Source organism: Streptomyces sp. NTD107 (assembly GCF_059510435.1).
The window spans coordinates 386366-405404 of sequence record NZ_JCAJZV010000004.1; the positions used below are offsets into that span (position 1 = coordinate 386366).

Annotated in this window: 13 protein-coding genes; 3 read left to right on the plus strand and 10 right to left on the minus strand. The window is 72.0% G+C overall.

All coding sequences use genetic code 11. The features are described from left to right. Positions 1-30 precede the first annotated feature (30 nt). Positions 31-1407 carry a serine/threonine-protein kinase gene (locus AC5WRL_RS11780; RefSeq protein ID WP_496088363.1) on the minus strand — a complete coding sequence of 459 codons (1377 nt, stop codon included), beginning with the start codon at positions 1405-1407 and terminating at the stop codon, positions 31-33. A gap of 84 nt (positions 1408-1491) precedes the next feature. Here AC5WRL_RS11780 and AC5WRL_RS11785 point away from each other — a divergent pair, with 84 nt between their 5' ends. Beyond that, on the plus strand, positions 1492-3291 hold the full coding sequence (locus AC5WRL_RS11785; RefSeq protein ID WP_496088364.1) for a hypothetical protein: 1800 nt from the start codon (positions 1492-1494) through the stop codon (positions 3289-3291). A gap of 65 nt (positions 3292-3356) precedes the next feature. Here AC5WRL_RS11785 and AC5WRL_RS11790 read toward each other — a convergent pair whose 3' ends face one another. From AC5WRL_RS11790 to AC5WRL_RS11805, 4 genes are all read right to left on the minus strand, one after another. Continuing rightward, positions 3357-5729, minus strand: coding sequence for an ABC transporter permease (locus AC5WRL_RS11790; RefSeq protein ID WP_496088365.1), 2373 nt, complete (start codon positions 5727-5729; stop codon positions 3357-3359). Further along, on the minus strand, positions 5726-6403 hold the full coding sequence (locus AC5WRL_RS11795; protein WP_496088366.1) for an ABC transporter ATP-binding protein: 678 nt from the start codon (positions 6401-6403) through the stop codon (positions 5726-5728). The genes AC5WRL_RS11790 and AC5WRL_RS11795 overlap by 4 nt, the downstream gene beginning before the upstream one ends. After that, the gene (locus tag AC5WRL_RS11800) at positions 6400-6924 is read right to left on the minus strand and encodes a PadR family transcriptional regulator (RefSeq protein WP_496088367.1); all 525 of its coding nucleotides are present in this window, start codon (positions 6922-6924) and stop codon (positions 6400-6402) included. Before AC5WRL_RS11800 ends, AC5WRL_RS11795 begins: the two co-directional genes overlap by 4 nt. 107 nt (positions 6925-7031) lie before the next feature. Next, on the minus strand, positions 7032-8480 hold the full coding sequence (locus tag AC5WRL_RS11805; RefSeq protein ID WP_496088368.1) for a catalase: 1449 nt from the start codon (positions 8478-8480) through the stop codon (positions 7032-7034). A 195-nt stretch (positions 8481-8675) separates the two neighbouring features. Here AC5WRL_RS11805 and AC5WRL_RS11810 point away from each other — a divergent pair, with 195 nt between their 5' ends. Beyond that, positions 8676-10544 (plus strand): alpha/beta hydrolase, encoded by a 1869-nt coding sequence (locus AC5WRL_RS11810; protein ID WP_496088369.1) that lies wholly within the window; start codon positions 8676-8678, stop codon positions 10542-10544. A gap of 15 nt (positions 10545-10559) precedes the next feature. On the opposite strand, the gene AC5WRL_RS11815 is transcribed toward AC5WRL_RS11810, so the two are convergent. From AC5WRL_RS11815 to AC5WRL_RS11835, 5 genes are all read right to left on the minus strand, one after another. Beyond that, complete coding sequence (locus AC5WRL_RS11815; protein WP_496088370.1) at positions 10560-12032, minus strand: AI-2E family transporter; 1473 nt, start codon at positions 12030-12032, stop codon at positions 10560-10562. A 159-nt stretch (positions 12033-12191) separates the two neighbouring features. After that, positions 12192-12905, minus strand: a complete 714-nt coding sequence (locus AC5WRL_RS11820; RefSeq protein WP_496088371.1) for an aggregation-promoting factor C-terminal-like domain-containing protein — start codon at positions 12903-12905, stop codon at positions 12192-12194. A gap of 401 nt (positions 12906-13306) precedes the next feature. Beyond that, positions 13307-14641, minus strand: a complete 1335-nt coding sequence (phoH2, locus tag AC5WRL_RS11825; protein ID WP_496088372.1) for an RNA 5'-3' helicase PhoH2 — start codon at positions 14639-14641, stop codon at positions 13307-13309. 388 nt (positions 14642-15029) lie between these two features. Further along, a complete protein-coding gene (locus tag AC5WRL_RS11830; protein ID WP_496088462.1) occupies positions 15030-15788 on the minus strand; it encodes an isoprenyl transferase in 759 nt (252 codons plus the stop codon). Between the two features lie 244 nt (positions 15789-16032). Next, complete coding sequence (locus tag AC5WRL_RS11835) at positions 16033-16788, minus strand: prepilin peptidase (protein ID WP_496088373.1); 756 nt, start codon at positions 16786-16788, stop codon at positions 16033-16035. A 503-nt stretch (positions 16789-17291) separates the two neighbouring features. Here AC5WRL_RS11835 and AC5WRL_RS11840 point away from each other — a divergent pair. After that, positions 17292-19028, plus strand: a complete 1737-nt coding sequence (locus AC5WRL_RS11840; protein ID WP_496088374.1) for a serine/threonine-protein kinase — start codon at positions 17292-17294, stop codon at positions 19026-19028. The last annotated feature ends 11 nt before the right edge of the window (positions 19029-19039 follow it).

Here is a 19039-nt window from a genome sequence, read left to right on the forward strand (position 1 = left end):
ACAGCCGTTCCAGGGTACGGGGCCGGGTCGCTACTCCAGTGGGACGGGTCGGCCGGCCAGCGCCCTGCGGGCACGGCGGGTGCGGCGCGCGCCGTGGGCGCGCTCCAGTTCCTGGGCGACGGCGGGGGTACGGGGGTGGCGCAGCAGGCCGAGCTGGACGCAGGCGCGTTCGGTGGGCCAGCCGTCGGGGCCGTAGTAGGCGGCGAGCCGGGGTATGAGGGCGGCCCACAGCTCGCCGGCGGCGGCGGAGTTGCCGACCTGCTGGGCGGCCAGGGCCTCCTGGGTACGGGCCCGCAGCTCGTCGGCGGGGCGGGCGGGGGTGGGTTCGGGGGCGGGGCGGGCGTCCTGGAGCGAGGGGGCGGCTGTGGTGAAGCCGGTGGGAACGCGGTCGGTGGGCTCGGGGGCCACGGTCGGCTCCGGCGCCGGGGTCGGCGCCGGTACCGGGGCGGCGGGGGCGGCGGGGGGAGTGAGCCGCACGGTGTCCACCGGAGGGCTCACCCGGGGGTCCGGCTTGACCGCCGGCGCCGGTGCGGGTGCCGGTGGAGACGTCGGCCCGGCCCCGGCCCCGGCCAGCTCCAGCAGCCGGTCCCGGACCCCGGCCGTATCGGCGGGCCGCTCCTCGGGGCGCTTGGCGAGCAGCGAGAGCACCAGCTCGTCGACGGCGGGCGGCAGCTCCGTACACAGCTCGCCGGGGCGCTGCGGCACCTCGTTGACCTGCCGGTACATCACCTGCATCACGGTGCCGCCGGGTGGAAAGACGGTCCGCCCGGTGAGCATGGCGAACAGCACGCAGCCCAGCGCGTACAGGTCGGTGGCGGGGGTGATCGCGCCGCCGGTGCACTGCTCGGGGGCCATGTAGTCGGGGGTGCCGATCGCGGTGCCGGTGGCGGTCAGCGAGGTGCGCCGGCCCTCACCGATGCCCTCGGCGAGATGCGCGATGCCGAAGTCGAGCAACTTCACCCGGTTGTGGGTGATCATCACATTGGCGGGTTTGAGGTCACGGTGCACGATGCCGACGCCCGGCGCGTGGGCGGCGGACAGCGCGTCGGCGATCTGGGCGGCCCACTGAAGGGTCTGCGCCAGCGGCGGCCGGCCGGCGGCCAGCCGGCGGTCCAGGGACTCACCGGGGACCAGCTCCATGACGAGGGCGACGGCCGAGGCGCCCGCGAACTCCCCGGTGAACATGTCATGAACAGTGACGATGTGCGGGTGGGCGAGCTGGGCGATGGCCATCGCCTCCCGCTCCAGCCGGCGTACCAGCGCGGTGTCCGCCCCGTCGGTGGCGGTCTTGATGGCGACATCGCGGCGCAGCCGCTCGTCATGGGCCTGCCACACCTGGCCCATGCCGCCCTCACCGAGTTTGCGCACCAGCCGGTAACGGCCATCCAGAATGTCGCCGACCGCCATGCCGCTCCCGACCCGCCCGTCCATGTCCTGTTGTCAGTTGGCGGGCTTAGCATTCCACAGGAAAACGCGGACAGGGGGACGGGGATGAGGATCGCCGCCGGCCGGCGGGCGCGGCTCGCCGGGCTGCTGGGTGTGCTGTTGCTGTACGGGCTGCTGACGGCGCCGCCGGCTCGGGCCGGCGGCCAGCTGGAGGAGGCCATCGCCGCGCTGTCGGACGGCGAGACGGTGTGGGTGGCCGACGACTACACCGGGGTCGACCCGCAGTTGGTCGACCTGCTGCGGGCCAGGTACGAGCGGGTCGAGACCACGTTCCGGATCGCCTTTGTCACCGAGGAGATCGGCGATGACGGCGCGGCGGCGCAGCAGTTGGCGGCCCGGATCGGCCGGCCGGGCGTCTACATGGTGCACAGCCAGGTGCGCAGCGCGCTGAGCGACAGTCCGAACCGCAGCGAGCAGCGCACCACGGTGGACATCTCCATGGGCGAGTGGGACCTGTTCGACGAGGAGATGGCCCGGGTCGGGATCAGCAACGGCAATGTGCTGCTGTCGCTGCCCGACGCGCTGGAGCACGATGTGGGCCCCCGGGTGGCGGCGCTGGCGGAGGACGGCGGCTACTTCGTGGACCCGGCGGTCACCGAGGCGTTCCCCTCGCTGGACGAGGAGTTGCTGGCGGCCACCTTCGCCGAGGTGCCCGGGCTGCGGGTGGCGCTGGTGTCGGGGGTGAGCGGGCAGACCGAGGACACCATGGCCGCCCTGGCCGAGGGGCTGGCGGACGACGAGGCCGCGCTGCTGCTGCAGTGGCAGGACGAGGACTTCTCGGCGGTGATGGCCACCGGGCCCGGGGTGCCGTACTCCATCAGCGATCTGGTGGAGGTGGTCGGGTCGAGCAGCGGCATCCCGTCGATCACGGTGGCGGAGATGCCGGGCCGGCTGGCGCTGCTGGCGTCGGCGCTCGGCGGGTCCGGGCTGCTGGCGGAGGCCGGCGAGCGGCTGTCGGAGCAGGCGCTGTACGTCCACCCGGGAATCCCGGGCTTCGGCGAGGAGCCGGCGTACGATCTGGCGCTGTCCGAAGCGGAGACGCCGGTGAAGGTGGCGTTCTTGCCGGAGAACATCCTGGAGTTGCAACTCGGCGACGATCTGCCGTGGGCGGCCGACGAGTCGGAGCCGGCCGGGATGCTGGCGGCGGAGATCGCCTGGGGGGACGAGCCGGACCGGCGGGTGCTGGTCTACCGGGTCTCGCCGTACCACGGCGGGCACATCACCGGTACGTCGGTGGCCGCCGATGAGGCGTTCGCCGAGCAGGTGCGCTGGACCCAGGCGAGCGGGGACGACTTCGTGGCGGCCACGCTGGACGAGCTGCTGGCGGAGGTGGGCGGACCCGCGGCGGTACCGGCCGGCCTCGATGACATGGGCGGCGGGGACGGCGCGGAGGCCGCCGCCGGCGGAGGCGGCTGGGGCCTGGATCCCCCGATGCTGCTCGGCACGGCCGCGCTGGTGCTGGCGGGGGCGCTGCTGCTGTGGCTGATCCGGGCGGTGCTGTTCCCGCGCCGCCGCCGCATCCGGGCCTCGGCCGCCCGGGCCAGAAGGCTGGCGCGGATGTCGCCGCAGCAGTTGGCGAAGGAACGGGAGCGGGCCGAACTGCCCGCGCTGGCGGCCCGGACGGATCTCCAGCGGCTGGACGACGTCCTGGCCGGGCTCCCCACGCCGCGTACCACGCCGGGCCAGGTCCGGCGGCTCCAGCGCATCCGCAGCGAACACGAACGGCTGCTCCAGGCCCACACGGACGCGGTGACCTGGGACGACATCCGCGCCATCCGGGAACGGACGAAACGGTTGACCCGGGCCCTGGAGCTGTGGCGGAAGCTGGACGCCCAGGAGAGCTGAGCGGGATACGGCCGTGGGCCACCACGCGTTGGCCGTACGTACGCGTGGTGGCCCGGGCCGCCGGCTCACTCCGTGCGCAGGCCCTCGGGGCGCATCAGGCGCCACAGCAGGGGCATGCTGGCCAGCGTGACCACCGCGATCATGCCCAGGCCGGCGCCCAGCAGCGGCAGGAAGCCGGACAGGTTGTTCACGGGCATGCCGATCATCCGCAGCAGCACGGCGCCCAGCGCCAGGCCGGTGGCGCCTGCCACCGCCAGGCCGAGCAGCACCGGGATGGCGGTCTGCCACAGCACCGAGACGCCCAGTGTGGTCCGCTTGGTGCCGAAGGCCACCAGCGCGGCCAGCAGCCGCTTGCGTTCGCGCAGTTGCTCCAGCTGGGAGACGATCATGCTGGCGCCGATCAGGGCCAGGACCGCGATGGAGCCGATCAGCAGCCCGTTCTGGATGGACTGGAACTCGTCCGAGACGGTGAAGTCGGCCGTCTCCCACAGGTTGGCGCCCGGCACCGCCACGAAGGCGACGTTGCGGACCCGTTCGATGGCGTCCAGCCGGTCGCCGAGGTCCACCTTGATCAGGATGTTGGTGGCGCCGTAGGGGAGTTCCTTGCCCTCCATGGCGCCGGGGGTGACGAGGATGGCGCTGGTCTGCTCGCCCCTCGGGTCGGTGATCGGCTCGACCAGCCCGGCGTTCTGGGGCACCGTCCACAGCAGGGGGGCCGCGTCCGGGTAGTCGCCGTTCAGGTCCATGACCTCGCCGGGGTTGGGCACCCAGCGGTCCGTTCCGCTCTCGCCCCGCTGGTCGGGGAAGGCGGAGAGAAAGACGTCGCCGTCGGCGCACTCACCGATGTCGGCCTTCTCCCGCAGGGAGTCGCAGTCGCCGATCAGGAACGACATGATGTCGACGTCGTCGGGGTCCTTGGCCCGCTCGGACGCCGCTGCGACATAGCCCCCGTAGCTCCCGAAGACGTTCGTGACGCCCTGGACGCCGGCGATGTCGGCGAAGAGTTCGCCGTTGGTCCGGACGTCGAGCCCCGAGGTGTACAGCTCCAGGTGGGCGCGCTCGATGTCGTAGCCGGTTTCGGTGGTCTGTTCGCCGCGGACCGCGCCGAACATCATCTGGAGGGCGATGGCGCCGGCGACGGCGACGGTGATGCCGCTGACCGCCCGGGAGGCGGAGCTGCTGCTGAGCTGGAGCCGGCGGATCGCCAGCTGCCAGGGGACCGGCCCGCCCCGCATCGAGCTGACGGTGCGTTCCACCAGCCAGGGCAGCACGGCGGTGGCGCCGAAGAGCAGCAGGACGATGCCGACCCCGGCCTGGATCTCCCGGGAGCCGCTGCCACCGCTCCCGTAGGAGCCGGCCAGCGGGAGCAGCACCAGCAGCCCCAGGGCGCCCGGCAGCAGCCGCCAGCCCAGCTTGCGGGGCTGGTTGGTGGACTCGCGTACGACGCCCAGGGGTTCGATGGCGACGCCGCGCAGCGCGAACAGGGTGACCGAGACGGCGGCCACCGGCACGGCGGCCAGAATCAGCACCGCCAGGGGTGCGCTGGGCACGATGTCCTCGGAGAAGGCGCTGATCCCGGCCACTTCGAGCGAGGAGGCCAGCGAGCGCAGCACCAGGAAGAGCACGCCGCCGACCAGCAGGCCGAGCAGGGAGCCGGCCAGGGCCTCGCCGGCGGCGATCCTCCGGGTGGTCCGGCGGTCGGCGCCGACCAGACGGAGCGCGGCGAGCCGCTGGTCGCGGCGTTCGCCGCCGAACCGTACGGCGGTGCCGATGAAGACCACCACCGGCATCAGGAGCACCACGCAGATCACCAGGATGAGCAGGATCAGCGTGGGGCTGAGCGGCTCGGAGGCGTAGCTGGTCCCGAAGGCGTTGGTGCGGTTGGAACGGTCGCCGCCGTCGGGGTAGGTGTCGGCGATGTCGTCGGCGCCGAGGTAGAGGAGCAGTTCGTTCGGGCCGGTGAGGCCGGCCTTGCCGATGGTGCCGACCAGCTCGTAGTCGGCGAACCGTTCCTTGAGCAGGTCGCTGCCGCCGGAGTTGAGTATCCGCTCCAGTGCCGGGGAGGCCACCATCTCGCCGGGGGCGGGGAAGGCGTCGATGCCGGGCGGCGGGGTGGCGGTGGTGGCGGCGCCGGCCTCGGGCTGGAGCCGGGTGACCAGGATGCCCTCACCGTGGTAGCTGGTGTCCAGCCGCTCGTAGAGCACGGTGTCGGAGCCGGGTCGCAGGTTCTGGACCCACACCGGGTCGCGGGCGTCGCCGCGGGCGCCGCGGTCGTCGAGCACGGCGGGCGCGGAGGCGGCGAGCAGCAGCAGGGCGACGCCGAGGCCGACGCCTATCGCGGTGAGGGTGGTGCGGGCCCAGCCGGGCCGGCCGCCGGCCACGGCGAACCGGACGCCCATCAGCAGATCGCGCGTCCACACCGACAGCGGGGTGCTCATGCCGCCCCCGCCATGTCGCGGGCCTTGCCGTCGCGGACGATGACCTCGCGGTCGGAGAAGGCGGCGACCCGGGATTCGTGGGTGACCAGGACGACGGCGGCGGAGCTCTCCTTGGCGGCCTCGACGAGCAGCTGCATGACGCGTTCGCCGTTGAGGGAGTCGAGGGCGCCGGTGGGCTCGTCGGCGAAGACCACCCGGGGGTTGCCGACCAGGGCCCGGGCGACGGCGACCCGCTGGCCCTGGCCGCCGGAGACCTGTCCTGGGCGGTGGTGGCGTACGTCGTCGACCTCAAGGCGGGCGAGCCACTGGGTGGCGCGGGCCTCGGCCTCCTTGCGGCCGGCGCCGGTGAGCCGCAGCGGCAGGGCGACGTTCTCCACGCAGCTCAGCTCGGGCACGAGCTGGCCGAACTGGAAGACGAACCCGAAGTCGGTGCGGCGCAGCGCGCTGCGTTCGGAGTCGGAGAGGGTGCTGAGGTCGCGGCCCTGGTAGCCGACGGTGCCGGCGTCCGGCGGGACGAGGCCGGCCAGGCAGTGCAGCAGGGTGGACTTGCCGGAGCCGGAGGGGCCCATGACGGCGACGACCTCGCCGGCGTTGATGGAGAAGTCGGCGCCGGCCAGGGCCGGGGTGTTCGAGTAGGACTTGTGCAGTCCGCTCGCGGTGAGCAGGGCGGTCATGGGTGGATCTCCTTGGCGAGCCGGTCCAGTCGCGCGGCGGTCATCTCCAGCCAGCGCAGATCGGCTTCGAGGTGGAAGAGGGCGTGGTCGCAGATGAGCTGGTCGGCGAGGTCGCCGCCGCTCTTGCGCCGGGTGAGCTGTCGCATGAGGCGCAGGTGTTCGGCGCGCTGGCTGTCCAGCAGTTGGTTGGCGTCGCGCCGGGTGAGCAGGGCGAGGACGACCTTGGTGTACAGGGTGGACTGGAGGTAGGGCTCCGGGGGCTCCGGAGTGGCGAGCCAGCTCTCGACGTCGGTGATGCCGGCGTCGGTGATGGCGTACCGCTTGCGCTCGGGCCCGCCGCCGGACTCGACCCCGTCGACCTCGACGAGGCCGTTCTTCAGCAGCCGGGACATCGTGGAGTACACCTGCCCGTAGTGCAGCGGGCGGTCCTGGCCGAAGTGGTCGTCGAAGGCGCGCTTGAGGTCGTACCCGTGTCTTGGCCCGGCCTCCAGGAGCGCGAGCAGGGCGTGGCTGATGGACATGGCCGTCACTATACACACCACGTATAAACCATGTGTATACCCGGACTGCATAGCCCTTGACCTGCATAAATGATCAAGGGCCTGCCGCAGCCCCAACCCCGGACGGACTAACGGCCGTTGCCGTCAAGCTCCTTCGCGATGCGCCCGCCGACGCCCTCGTCGATGTTCCGCCAGTACTCCAGAGCGCGGCGCAGCACCGGCGCGCTCACCCCGTCCCGCAGATGGCCGGCCACATTGCTCACCAGCCGGGTACGGGCCGCCTCGTCCAGCACGGTGCGCACCATCGTCCCGGCCTGCCCGAAGTCGTCGTCCTCGGCGTGCGCGGTGTACGCGGCGCGCACCATCTCGCCGGCCGCCGCCCAGCCGGCCTCCTCCCCGTAGCGGGCGGTGTCGGCGGCCGGGCCGCCGTAGGAGTTCGGGGCGTACACCGCCCCCGTACGGGCCGGCTCGTACCGCATCGGGCCGTCCTTGGCGTACGAACGCACCGGGACGGCCGGACGGTTCGGCGGCAGCTGGCCGTAGTTGGGGCCGATCCGGTAGCGGTGGGTGTCCGGGTAGGAGAACAGCCGGCCCAGCAGCATCTTGTCCGGCGAGGGCCCGATCCCCGGCACCAGCGAGGACGGCTCGAAGGCCGCCTGCTCGATGTGGACGAAATAGTCCTCGGGGTTCTCCTCCAGCCGCATCCGGCCCACCTCGATCAGCGGATAGTCGCCGTGCGGCCAGACCTTGGTGAGGTCGAAGGGGTTGAAGCGGTAGTCCGGGGCGTCCTCGAACGGCATCACCTGGACGTACATCGTCCAGCCCGGCGCCTCGCCCGCCTCGATCGCGGTGTACAGATCGCGGCGGTGCGCGTCCGCGTCCTGCCCGGCCAGCTCGTCCGCCTCCGCCTGGGTGAGGAAGTCGATGCCCTGATCGGTCTTCAGGTGGTACTTCACCCAGTGCCGCTCACCTGCCCCGTTGACCCACATATAGGTGTGCGAGCCGTACCCGTTCATGTGCCGCCAGGTGCGCGGAATACCCCGGTCGCCCATCAGCCAGGTGACCATGTGCGCGGACTCCGGGGAGAGCGTCCAGAAGTCCCACTGCATGTCGTGGTCGCGCAATCCACTGCCCGGGTGACGCTTCTGCGAGCGGATGAAGTCCTGGAACTTCTGCGGATCGCGCACGAAGAACACCGGGGTGTTGTTGCCGACCAGATCGTAGTTGCCCTCCTGGGTGTAGAACTTCAGCGCGAACCCGCGCGGATCGCGCCAGCTGTCCGGGCTGCCCTGCTCCCCCGCCACCGTCGAGAACCGCGCCAGCATCCTGGTACGCCGCCCCGGCTGGAACAGATCCGCCCGGGTCAGCTCACTCACGTCCCCGGTCACCGTGAAGGTGCCGTACGCGCCCCCGCCCTTGGCGTGCACCACCCGCTCCGGCACCCGCTCCCGGTTGAACTGCGCCATCTTCTCGATCAGATAGTGGTCCTGAAGCAGGATCGGGCCGTCCGGGGAGACCGTGAGCGAGTGCTCGTCACTGGCCACCGGCACGCCGGCGTTGTTCGTGGTGTGCTCCATGGTGACGCCTCCTGCCGTGAAGGACCGGTCCCACCAGCAAAACGTGACCCCGTCGCATCGGCAACCGATCGGACTCCGTCAGACCTGTAGTTTGTTCAACACGGAAGGAAGCAACTCGGCCGATCGCCGCTGCGTCTGTCCCACGGGCGCGTGGACACGGGGAGTCACGCCACAGGGAGCGGTCGGAGACAGACCATGCAGCACACCACGGGGGACGACGGGGACCACCCGGACGGCGACCGCCCGGACACCGGCACCGATACCGGCGTCGACGCCGACGCCGACGCCGCGACGGACCGCCCGGCACGTACCGCACCCGCCGCACTGCTGCGCACCGCCGCCCGCCGCACCGGCGACCTCGCCCTCGGCTACGCCCGCAAGCCCTACTGGGACCGCCCCAGCTCCGAATGGCTGATGCGCCGCTGGCCCGACCTCACCGCCTGCCTGGTCGCCACCTTCTTCTTCTGGCTCTCCCTCACCCCCTCCCTGGTGCCCCGCCCCTGGTACTACCAGGGCGCCATCGGCGGCATCACCGCCGCCATCGGCTACGGCCTGGGCTCCACCGCCTCCGCCCTCTACCGGCTGCTGCCCTGGCAGCCCACCCAGCGCCTCCGCGCCCGCGCCTGGCTCGGCTACGAACTGCTGCTCCCCTTCGCAGCCGCGATCATGCTCGGCCGCAGCGCCGACATGCAGCGCGAACTGCGCCGGCTCCAGGAGCTGCCCCCCACCCTCACCTGGCACTCCCTGATGATCGCGCTGATCTCGCTCGGCGTGCTCATGCTGCTGGTGGCCATCGCCCGCGCCATCCGGCTGCTGACCCGGCTGATCACCCGCTGGCTCAACCGTTTCGTGCCCTGGCCGCTGGCCGTCGCCCTCGGCCTCGCCCTCACCAGCCTCATCGTCGTCTTCGGCACCCGCGACGTGGTGTGGGACCGGGGCGTGCTCACCGTCGCCGACCGGCTCTCCGCCGCCAAGGACCGCAGCACCGACGCCGGCGTGATGCGCCCCTACTCCCCGATGGTCTCCGGCAGCCCCGACTCCCTGATCCCCTGGGAGGACCTCGGCAACAAGGGCCGCACCTTCACCGGAACGGTCCTGTCCACCGAGGAGATCACCGAGTTCACCGGACAGGCCGCCCAGGCCCCCATCCGGGTGTACGTCGGCCGCGCCGCCTACGACGACTACCCCGACGGCGCCGACCTCGCCGTCCGCGAACTGGAGCGCACCGGCGCCTTCGACCGCGAGGTGCTCGCCATCGCCGGCACCACCGGCACCGGCTGGATCAACCCCACCACCGTGGAGGCGCTGGAGTTCATGCACGGCGGCGACACCGCGATCGCCACCATGCAGTACTCCTACCTGCCCAGCTGGGCCTCCTTCGTGGTGGACCGCGAGGACGCGGGCAACGCCACCCGCGCCCTGGTCGACGCCATCTGGGAACGCTGGTCGCAGTTGCCGCAGGACAGCCGCCCCAAGCTGGTGGTCTTCGGCGAATCCCTCGCCGTCACCGCCATCGAGGACGCCTTCGACGGCCTGGAGGACCTGCTGGCCCGCACCGACGGCGCCCTGCTGGTCGGCCCGCCCGACTTCTCCCCCATCCACCGCGAGCTGACAGCCAACCGCGACCCGGGCAGCCCGGTGTGGCGGCCGGTGTACGACGAGGGGCGGCACGTACGGTTCGCGCAGTTCCCCGAACGGGATCTGCTGCTGGAGCCGGGGCCCTGGGAGGACCCGAAGGTGATCTACCTCCAGAACGCCTCGGACCCGGTGGTGTGGTGGTCACCCGATCTGCTGTTCCAGCGACCCGAGTGGATGAACGAGCCGCTGGGCCCCGATGTCACCTCGCAGGTCGACTGGTTCCCGTTCGTCACCTTCTGGCAGACGACCGTCGACATGGCCGTCTCGTACGGATCGCCCGCGCCGCACGGTCACCGCTACGGCTCCAACCCGGTGGACGCCTGGGCGTACATCGTGCCCTCGGCGGGCTGGACCCAGCGCCAGACGGACGAGCTGAGCGTGCTGCTCGAAGTGCGCCACCCGCCCCAGCACGGCTGGGCCGGGTAGCGCTCCCCCGCCCGGCTACTCGGAGGCGGCCGGCGGCTGCGGGTTCGGCCGCCCCGGCGGCGCGTGCACCGGGGCGATCGGCGCTATCGTCGCCCCGGCCGGCCCCTGCCGGCCGTCCCGCAGATCGGCCTCCGCCTGATACGCCCGCAGATAGCCGACCACCGTGTTGATCACCGCGACCAGCGGTACGGCCACCACCGCGCCCGGAATACCGGCCAGCAGCGTGCCCGCGGTCACCGCCAGCACCACCGCCAGCGGATGCACCTTCACCAGCCGACCCAGGATGAACGGCTGGAGGATGTGCCCCTCCACCTGCTGCACGAACAGCACCACACCCAGCACGATCAGCGCGGTGACCGCCCCATGGGTCACGAACGCCACCACCACCGCCAGCGCGCCCGAGGCGATGGCGCCCACCAGCGGCACGAACGCCGACACGAACACGATCACCGCCAGCGGCACCGCCATCGGCACCTTCAGCACGAACAGCCCGATGCCGATGCCCAGCGCGTCGATCAGCGCCACCAGCACCGTGCCCCGTACATAGCCGGTGAGCGTGATCCACGCGCGTGGCCCGGCGCCCGCCACCCCCTCGCGGGCCTGGGCCGGCACCAGCTTCAGGAACCAGTACCACACCCCCCGGCCGTCGTAGAGCAGGAAGAGCGTGACAAACAGCGTCAGGGCCGCGCCGGTCAGGAACTGGGTGAGGTAGTTGATGCCCTCAAGACCGGCCGAGGTCAGCTCGTCGCTGTGATCGGTGATCCAGTTGTTGAGGTTGTCGACCGTCTCGTTGATGTTCTCCTCGGTCACCCCGAACGGCAGCTGGAGCACCCAGTCCCGCAGCTGGTCGATGCCGTCCTGGACCTGCGCCACCAGCCGGTCGGTGTTCTCGATGACCTGCCACACCACGAACCAGCCGACGCCGCCCATCACCATGAAGCCGCCGATGGAGACGATCGCGGTGGCCGCGCCCCGGCCGAGCCCCAGCCGCTTGAGCCAGCCCACGAACGGCTGGAGCAGCGCGGTGATCAGCAGCCCGGCGGCAAACGCGATCACCAGCAGGCTGACCGCCGACACCACCTGGATCAGCACCCACACCACGGCCGCCAGCACCAGCACCCGCCAGCCGGCCTCGGCGGCGACCCGTACCCCCCACGGAATCACGGCATCGGGCGCCTGGCGCTCGGGCGGCTGCGGGGACGGGGTCCCGCCGGGCGGCCGGGGCGGGCCGCCATCGGCGCCGCCGCCCTCGCCCGGCGGCTCGGCGTCCGGACCCGGCACATCGGGGGCCATGGCCCGCCGGGCCCGGGCCTCCAGCTGCTCGTGCCCGCTCTCACCCCGGCCCGCACCGTCCTCGGGGCGCCCCACGACCCGCTCCTCCGCCTCCCGCTCCCGGCGCTGTATCTCGCGCTCCGCGGCGGCCCGGTAGGCCGTCACGCGCGAGTTCAGCCGCGCCAGGCCGGACTTGAACCGGCTCTCTCCAGACATCCCGTATCCCTCTTCCCCCAGTTTTCACACCGCGTCCGCGCACCGACGTTACCCTGCGCGGCCCGCCGTACGGGGGCTCCCCCGGCAAAAACGGGAATCCCCGCACCGGGCCGGTGCGGGGATTCCGTGAGCGCTTTTCCTCGGGTGCCGACGGGAGCGTCAGTACCAGTGGTTGACCTGCCAGAACTCCCAGGCGCCACACGGGCTGCCATAGCGTTCGTTCATGTAGTTCAGGCCCCAGCGGATCTGGGTGGCGGGGTTGGTCTGCCAGTCGGCGCCGGCCGAGGCCATCTTCGAACCCGGCAGCGCCTGCATCAGGCCGTACGCGCCCGAGGACGGGTTGGAGATGGTGTGGTTCCAGCCGCTCTCGCGCTCCACGATCGTGGAGAAGCACTGGAACTGGTCGGCCGCCACGATGTCCCGGGCGATCGCCTGGATCTCCGCCTTGGTGTACGAGGACTGCACGGGCGCCGAGGCCCGGGTGGCGGCCCTGCTGGCCGCCGCTGCCGCCTCGCGCTGGCGCTCCTCCTCGGCGAGGCGCTCCGCCTCCTCCGCTGCCTCCCGCTCCGCCTGCTCGCGGCGCTCCTGGGCATCCGAGGCGGCCTGCACCCGGGCGGCCTCCTCGGCCGCCTTGCGCGTCAGGGTGTCGGCGACATCAGCCTGCGACTCCGCCTGCTGGACCAGCGACGCGGTGTGCAGCTGGGCATTCGGGGCAGCGGGTATGTCCGCCAGCAGCGTCGCGTCGGCGGCGGCGAACTCGATGTCGCTGACGCCGCCCTGCTTGTCTCCCGAGGCAACACCGACGGCAGCACCGACGGTTGTGACCGCGGTAGCAGACGCCACGGCGAATCCCCGGACCGAAATCCGGCTCACACGGTTTCCTTCCACCATCGCCCGCCGGGTGACCCCCACAGGCGCAATCGTGCCCCTTGGCGCGGGCCTTCACCGCTGAACGCTCCAGCGGGTCACAGAAGGCGCGGGCCCGGCGGAACCCCTGCCACGTACTGGCACGGGATCCCGCGTGGTGCTGCGGGCGGCATACGGCGGACGGCTGTTCAGTTGTCAAACTCTGTGCTGCGCCGCTCCGATGGCGGTGCGGCAGTGCCGTATGCGGGGCCTGACAGACGCACACACTGCCGGATGCGGGGAGCGGGAAGCAATTCAGCTCGATGTGGGAAAGGTCACATCAGGTCCATCCGAACGGAGGGTTGTGTTTCGCCCGCCCGCCGTTATGGAAAGGCGGCGGGCGGGCGTCAACACGGCCCGACCGGGCCCTAAACCCGCCCCTCCTCCAGCATCTCGGTCACCAGGGCGGCGATCGGGGAGCGCTCGGAGCGGGTCAGGGTGACATGCGCGAACAACGGATGCCCCTTGAGCTTCTCCACCACCGCCGCCACGCCGTCGTACCGGCCCACCCGCAGATTGTCGCGCTGCGCCACATCGTGGGTCAGCACCACCCGGGAGTCCTGGCCGATCCGGGAGAGCACCGTCAGCAGCACGTTGCGCTCCAGCGACTGGGCCTCGTCGACGATGACGAACGCGTCGTGCAGGGACCGGCCGCGGATGTGGGTGAGCGGCAGCACCTCCAGCATCCCGCGCGCCACCACCTCCTCGATGACGTCACGGGTCGTCACCGCCGAGAGGGTGTCGAAGACGGCCTGCGCCCACGGGTTCATCTTCTCGGCCTCGGTACCCGGCAGATAGCCCAGGTCCTGGCCGCCGACCGCGTACAGGGGGCGGAAGACCATCACCTTGCGGTGCTGGCGGCGCTCCAGCACCGCCTCCAGGCCCGCGCACAGCGCCAGCGCCGACTTGCCGGTGCCGGCCCGGCCACCCATCGACACGATCCCGATGTCCGGATCCAGCAGCAGGTCCAGGGCCACCCGCTGTTCGGCGCTGCGGCCGTGGATACCGAACACCTCGCGGTCACCGCGTACCAGCTTCACCCGGCCCTCGGGCGCCACCCGGCCCAGCGCGCGCCCGCGCTCGGAGGAGATCACCAGCCCGGTGTGCACCGGCAGCTCGGCGGCCTGCGGATCGGACACGCTCTCCGACGCGAACAGCTCGTCCACGCTCTCGCCCGGCAGCGTGATGTCCAGCATCCCGGTCCAGCCGGAGTCCGTGATGGCCAGCTCCGCGCGGTACTCCTCGGCGGCCAGACCGACCGAGGACGCCTTGATGCGCAGCGGCAGGTCCTTGGAGACCACCGTCACATCGTGGCCCTCCGCCTGGAGATTGCGGGCGACGGCCAGAATGCGGGTGTCGTTGTCCAGCAACTGCCCGCGGCCGGTCAGCATGGCGGGCGGCAGAATGGCCGGATCCGAGTGGTTCAGCTCCACCCGCAGGGTGCCGCCCAGATCGCCGATGGGCAGCGGGGTGTCCAGGCGGCCGAACCGTACCCGGTACTCATCCAGCCGGCGCAGCACCTGGCGGGCGAAGTAGCCCAGCTCCGGGTGGTGGCGCTTGGCCTCCAGCTCGGTGATGACGACCACCGGGAGCACCACCTCGTGCTCGTCGAAGCGGGTCATCGCCGATGGGTCGGCCAGAAGGACACTGGTGTCGAGGACGTACATGCGCCGGTCGCTGAGGCGCTTCTTGCTGGTCACCACGTGTGGACGAACCCCCTCGGGAGAGGTGTGGATGACGCGGCGGCGCCGCTGGTACGTGCGACGCCGGGCGTCTGCTGGCCGGCGAGGACCCGTGGCCTCCATGGGAGCCATGGCACACACGGGCCGGGCACCGGCCCTGGTCCATGTCCGTGGTACGCAAACGGGCCTCCCGGCGGACAGGGCTGACGCCCGGTCCGCGATGAATATGCCCGCTGCCTTCGCATCTCATGCGAACAACCCCTCGGACGGCACCACCCCATGCCCGCTCGGCGGACATGGGGTGGTGGCGAGGGGTACGAGAGGGTAATACCGGACGAATCTCCGGATGGCCGGCGGTTCGGGGGGCGGTTTGGTGGGGGTTCGGGGGGGCGGCTCGGGGGCGGTTCGCTCAGACGCCGTAGCGCCGGTGCCGGGCCGTGTAGTCGCGCAGCGCACGCAGGAAGTCGACCTTGCGGAAGGCCGGCCAGTACGCCTCGCAGAAGTAGTACTCCGAGTGGGCCGACTGCCAGAGCATGAAACCGGAGAGCCGCTGCTCACCGCTGGTGCGGATGACCAGATCAGGGTCGGGCTGGCCACGGGTGTACAGGTGCTCGGAGATGTCCTCCACCCCCAGCGACTCGGCGACCTCGGCGAGGGTCTGGCCGTCCGCGGCGCGCTTCTCCAGCAGCGACCGTACGGCGTCGGTGATCTCCTGCCGGCCGCCGTAGCCGACCGCCACGTTGACCAGTATCCCGTCGCGCTTGCCGGCCAGCTCCTCGGCCTCCTCCATGACCACACGGGTGCGCTCGGGCAGCGCGTCAAGAGCACCGACGTGGTGGACGCGCCAGCGGCCGTCGGCGGCCAGATCGCGGACCGCGCCCTCGACGACGGTCAGCAGCGGGTCGAGCTGATCGGCGGACCGGGCCAGGTTGTCGGTGGACAGCATCCACAGGGTGACCACCTCGACATCGGTCTCGGCACACCAGCCCAGCAGCTCCTGGATCTTGGCGGCACCCGCCTCGTGCCCGTCCTTGGTGGTGCCGCCGGCCGCCTTGGCCCAGCGGCGGTTGCCGTCCAGGATGACGCCGATGTGCTTGGGCACGCCCCCCGCGTTGCCGAGCTTGCCCTCCACCCGGTGGGCGTACAGCCGCACGAAACCGCGGCGGATCTTGTTCCGCGCCCTGCCGAAGAGCCCCCGCGCCTGCTCCTGCTTTGCCACGCCGCATCCCCTCGCACACACCCTTGACCCACCGGAACCAGCACTGTAGGGCAGCCCGGGCCCGGAACAGAAAGCGGGCCGGTCCGTGGGGGGGATACGGACCGGCCCGAGGGGGGGTATTCCACCGTAACGCATAGAAGGGGGTGCTGTGTGCCAGTGGCCCGGATTTCAGGCGTGGCGGTCGGGATTCGGCTCAGCCGGCGGCGAGCGCGCCCAGGAGCAGCGCGACGAGCGCGCCGAGCGCCATGAAGGGGCCGAAGGGCACGGCGGTCTTGCGGGTGGCGCGGCGGGCGAGCACCAGCGTCAGACCGTATCCGGCGGCGAGCAGGAAGCCGGTGAAGGTGCCGAAGAAGATGACGTCCCAGCCGTACCAGCCCAGGGCGACACCGAGCGGGACGGCCAGCTTGACGTCGCCGAAGCCCATGCCGCGCGGATTGACGAGGAAGAGCACGAAGTAGACGGCGCCCAGCACCAGGCCGCCGAGCAGCGCCCGGGGCCAGCTGCCGGCGGCGGAGGGCAGCAGCGCGGCCAGGCCGAGCCCGGCGGGCAGCGCGGCGGCGAGCGGGAGGGTGAGCGGGTCGGGGAGCCGCTGGACGGCGAGATCGACGGCGGCGAGCAGCACGATGGGCGGGGCGGCGAGCAGCCAGACGAGAAGTTCGGGGCGGGGGCCGGTGGCGGCGGCCAGGGCCGCGCAGCCGAGGGCGGTCCACAGGGTGAGGGCGAGCACACCGGCCCGGGTGCCATAGTGGCGGGTGGCGGGCGGGCAGTGCGCGCAGCGGGCGGTGCCGAGCCAGCCGCCCTGGGCCGCCGGGGGCAGCCGATGCCCGGCCGGGCAGGCCGACCGCCACGGCTCCTCCGGCGCGACGGCCAGCCGGTAGCGGGGCCGGGCGAGCAGCGGACCGGTGAGGGCTCCGTACGCGGCGGCGGCGAGGATCAGCAGCGGATACACCGCTTGAGCGTACGGCCCCGGCCCCGGCGCCGCGGCGGGCCGGCCGACCGCGGGTGAACGTACTGCGGGTGAACGTACTGCGGGCCGACCTGCCCGAGTGGGGGGGAGGGCAGGTCGGCCCGCTTGTATGGGGGGACCGGAGCGGGGGGGGTGGCTCACGGTCCGCCCCGCCAGACGTCGCCGGGGTGGGAGTGACGACGCTGGCAGTTTCGGTGTCAGCGTGACTGACTGAGGGGAACCCTACCGTACGTGACAGGGGACTGGGACCCCCTTCGCACAAGCCCTTTCGTCACACTACCCACGGTTATTCACGGTCCCCATTCCGGGGTCGGCGGGAAGCCCAGGTAGGAGGGGCGCGTGGGGCGGAAGGGCTTCGGCGGCCGGAAAGCCGTTCGAGGTGGCACGGGCCCGGGGAGCGGTCCGGGCGGGAATCCGCGCAGGGCCTGAACTAGCATGCCTGCGGTACGCCGGAGCCGGTACGCCGTAACGCCAGGGGGGATTCCATGGCAGCGCACGACGAACACGCACCACCCCAGCCGCAGTTCAGTCCGCTGGGGCCCACCGACCCGCGAGAGGTGGCCGGTTACGCGCTGCGGGCGCGCATCGGGGCGGGCGGCATGGGCAGCGTCTATCTGTCCCACACCCGGGGCGGACAGCCCATCGCGCTGAAGGTGATCCGCGGGGAGTTCGCCGAGGACCCCGACTTCCGCCGCCGCTTCGCCGCCGAGGTGCGGGCCGCCCGGCGGGTCCAGGGCCTCTACACGGTGCCCGTCCTGGACAGCAACACGGAGGGCGCCGCGCCCTGGCTGGCCACCGCCTACGTACCCGGCCTGTCGCTCGCGGAGGCGGTACGGCGGCACGGGCCGCTGCCGCTGGGCACCGTGCTGCTGCTGGTGGCCGGGGTCGCCGAGGCGCTGGCCTCGATCCACGCGGTGGGGGTGGTGCACCGGGACCTGAAGCCGGGGAATGTGCTGCTGGCCGCCGAAGGCCCCAAGGTGATCGACTTCGGCATCGCCCAGGCCGCCGACAGCACGGCACTGACCGGGACGGACGTACGGGTGGGGACGCCCGCGTACATGGCCCCGGAACAGATCATCGGCAACCCGCCGGCCGGGCCGGCCACCGACCTGTTCGCGCTGGGCATCATCACCCACTTCGCGGCCACCGGGGGCCACCCCTTCGGGGAAGGCGGGGCGCACGGGCTCATGTACCGGATCGTCCAGGAGGACCCGGACCTGGCGGCGGCCCCGGAGGTACTGCGGCCACTGATCGCGGCCTGCCTGGCGAAACACCCGGCGAACCGGCCGAGCCCGGCCCAGGTGGTGGAGATGTGCCGCGCCCTGTCCCCCGGCCAGACCCTCCAACGCCCCGACAGCTGGCTCCCGCCGGGGCTGGCCACCCAGGTCTCCCAACGCCACACCACCCAGCCCCCCACCCCGCCACCCCTCCCGACCACGACCCCACCGGGCTCACTCCCCCCACGTGCGGTGAAACCCCGCCGCACGATGGCGATCGCCCTGGCCACGACGGCCGTCCTGGCGGCAGCGGCGGGCGGGGTGACGGCGGCGTGGCTGCTGAACGACTCGGACGACGCCGGCGCACCCCAGGCCAACGAACCAGCGGCACCGCCTTCGGACGACCCGGGCACGGAGGCGGGCGCCGCACCGGAATCCGGCGGCGACGAAGGGTCCCGGGAACAGCAGGAAGAGGTGCCGGAGCAGGACCCGGGCGCGCCGTACCACGTGGACAAGAGCGATGTCCGGCTGAACATCAGAGCTCCGCTCTTCAAGGAAGACGTCGATGTTCTGATGGGCAACTGTTTCGGGGGGAATCTCACCAGGGTGAACCTCGAAGACCTCACCGTGGCCACCGGAGTCGGCTTCGGCAGCAATGAAACCTACAACGAGGAAGCCCAGATCGAGTACCAGTACTGTGGCGACGAGCGGGCGGACGGGGAGGGCATCGTCTTCGACACCGACCTCTTCACCGGCGTCATCGACGATCCCGATCCCACCCCGGAAGAGTGCTCGGCGGCGGCCCACACCGCCACCCTGCCCAATCCCATCACCATCGACGATGTCCTGAACGACACCAGTCTGCGAGAGGACATGGGCATCTGCGTCGAGGCTCCGGACGGCAGCATCGTCCATCTGTGGATCGACACCGTTCAGCCGGAGCCCCACAATCAGGATCTGCGCACGTATCTCGCCACGGCGACGCGCTGGATTCCGAATAGCTGAACAAGCGGGCC

Bases quoted from the DNA above. Each gene is read 5' to 3' on its own strand.
- AC5WRL_RS11780 (WP_496088363.1), bottom strand. From the start codon at position 1,407: ATGGCGGTCGGCGACATTCTGGATGGCCGTTACCGGCTGGTGCGCAAA.
- AC5WRL_RS11795 (WP_496088366.1), bottom strand. From the start codon at position 6,403: ATGACCGCCCTGCTCACCGCGAGCGGACTGCACAAGTCCTACTCGAAC.
- AC5WRL_RS11785 (WP_496088364.1), top strand. From the start codon at position 1,492: ATGAGGATCGCCGCCGGCCGGCGGGCGCGGCTCGCCGGGCTGCTGGGT.
- AC5WRL_RS11810 (WP_496088369.1), top strand. From the start codon at position 8,676: ATGCAGCACACCACGGGGGACGACGGGGACCACCCGGACGGCGACCGC.
- AC5WRL_RS11840 (WP_496088374.1), top strand. From the start codon at position 17,292: ATGGCAGCGCACGACGAACACGCACCACCCCAGCCGCAGTTCAGTCCG.
- AC5WRL_RS11790 (WP_496088365.1), bottom strand. From the start codon at position 5,729: ATGAGCACCCCGCTGTCGGTGTGGACGCGCGATCTGCTGATGGGCGTC.
- AC5WRL_RS11805 (WP_496088368.1), bottom strand. From the start codon at position 8,480: ATGGAGCACACCACGAACAACGCCGGCGTGCCGGTGGCCAGTGACGAG.
- AC5WRL_RS11815 (WP_496088370.1), bottom strand. From the start codon at position 12,032: ATGTCTGGAGAGAGCCGGTTCAAGTCCGGCCTGGCGCGGCTGAACTCG.
- AC5WRL_RS11800 (WP_496088367.1), bottom strand. From the start codon at position 6,924: ATGTCCATCAGCCACGCCCTGCTCGCGCTCCTGGAGGCCGGGCCAAGA.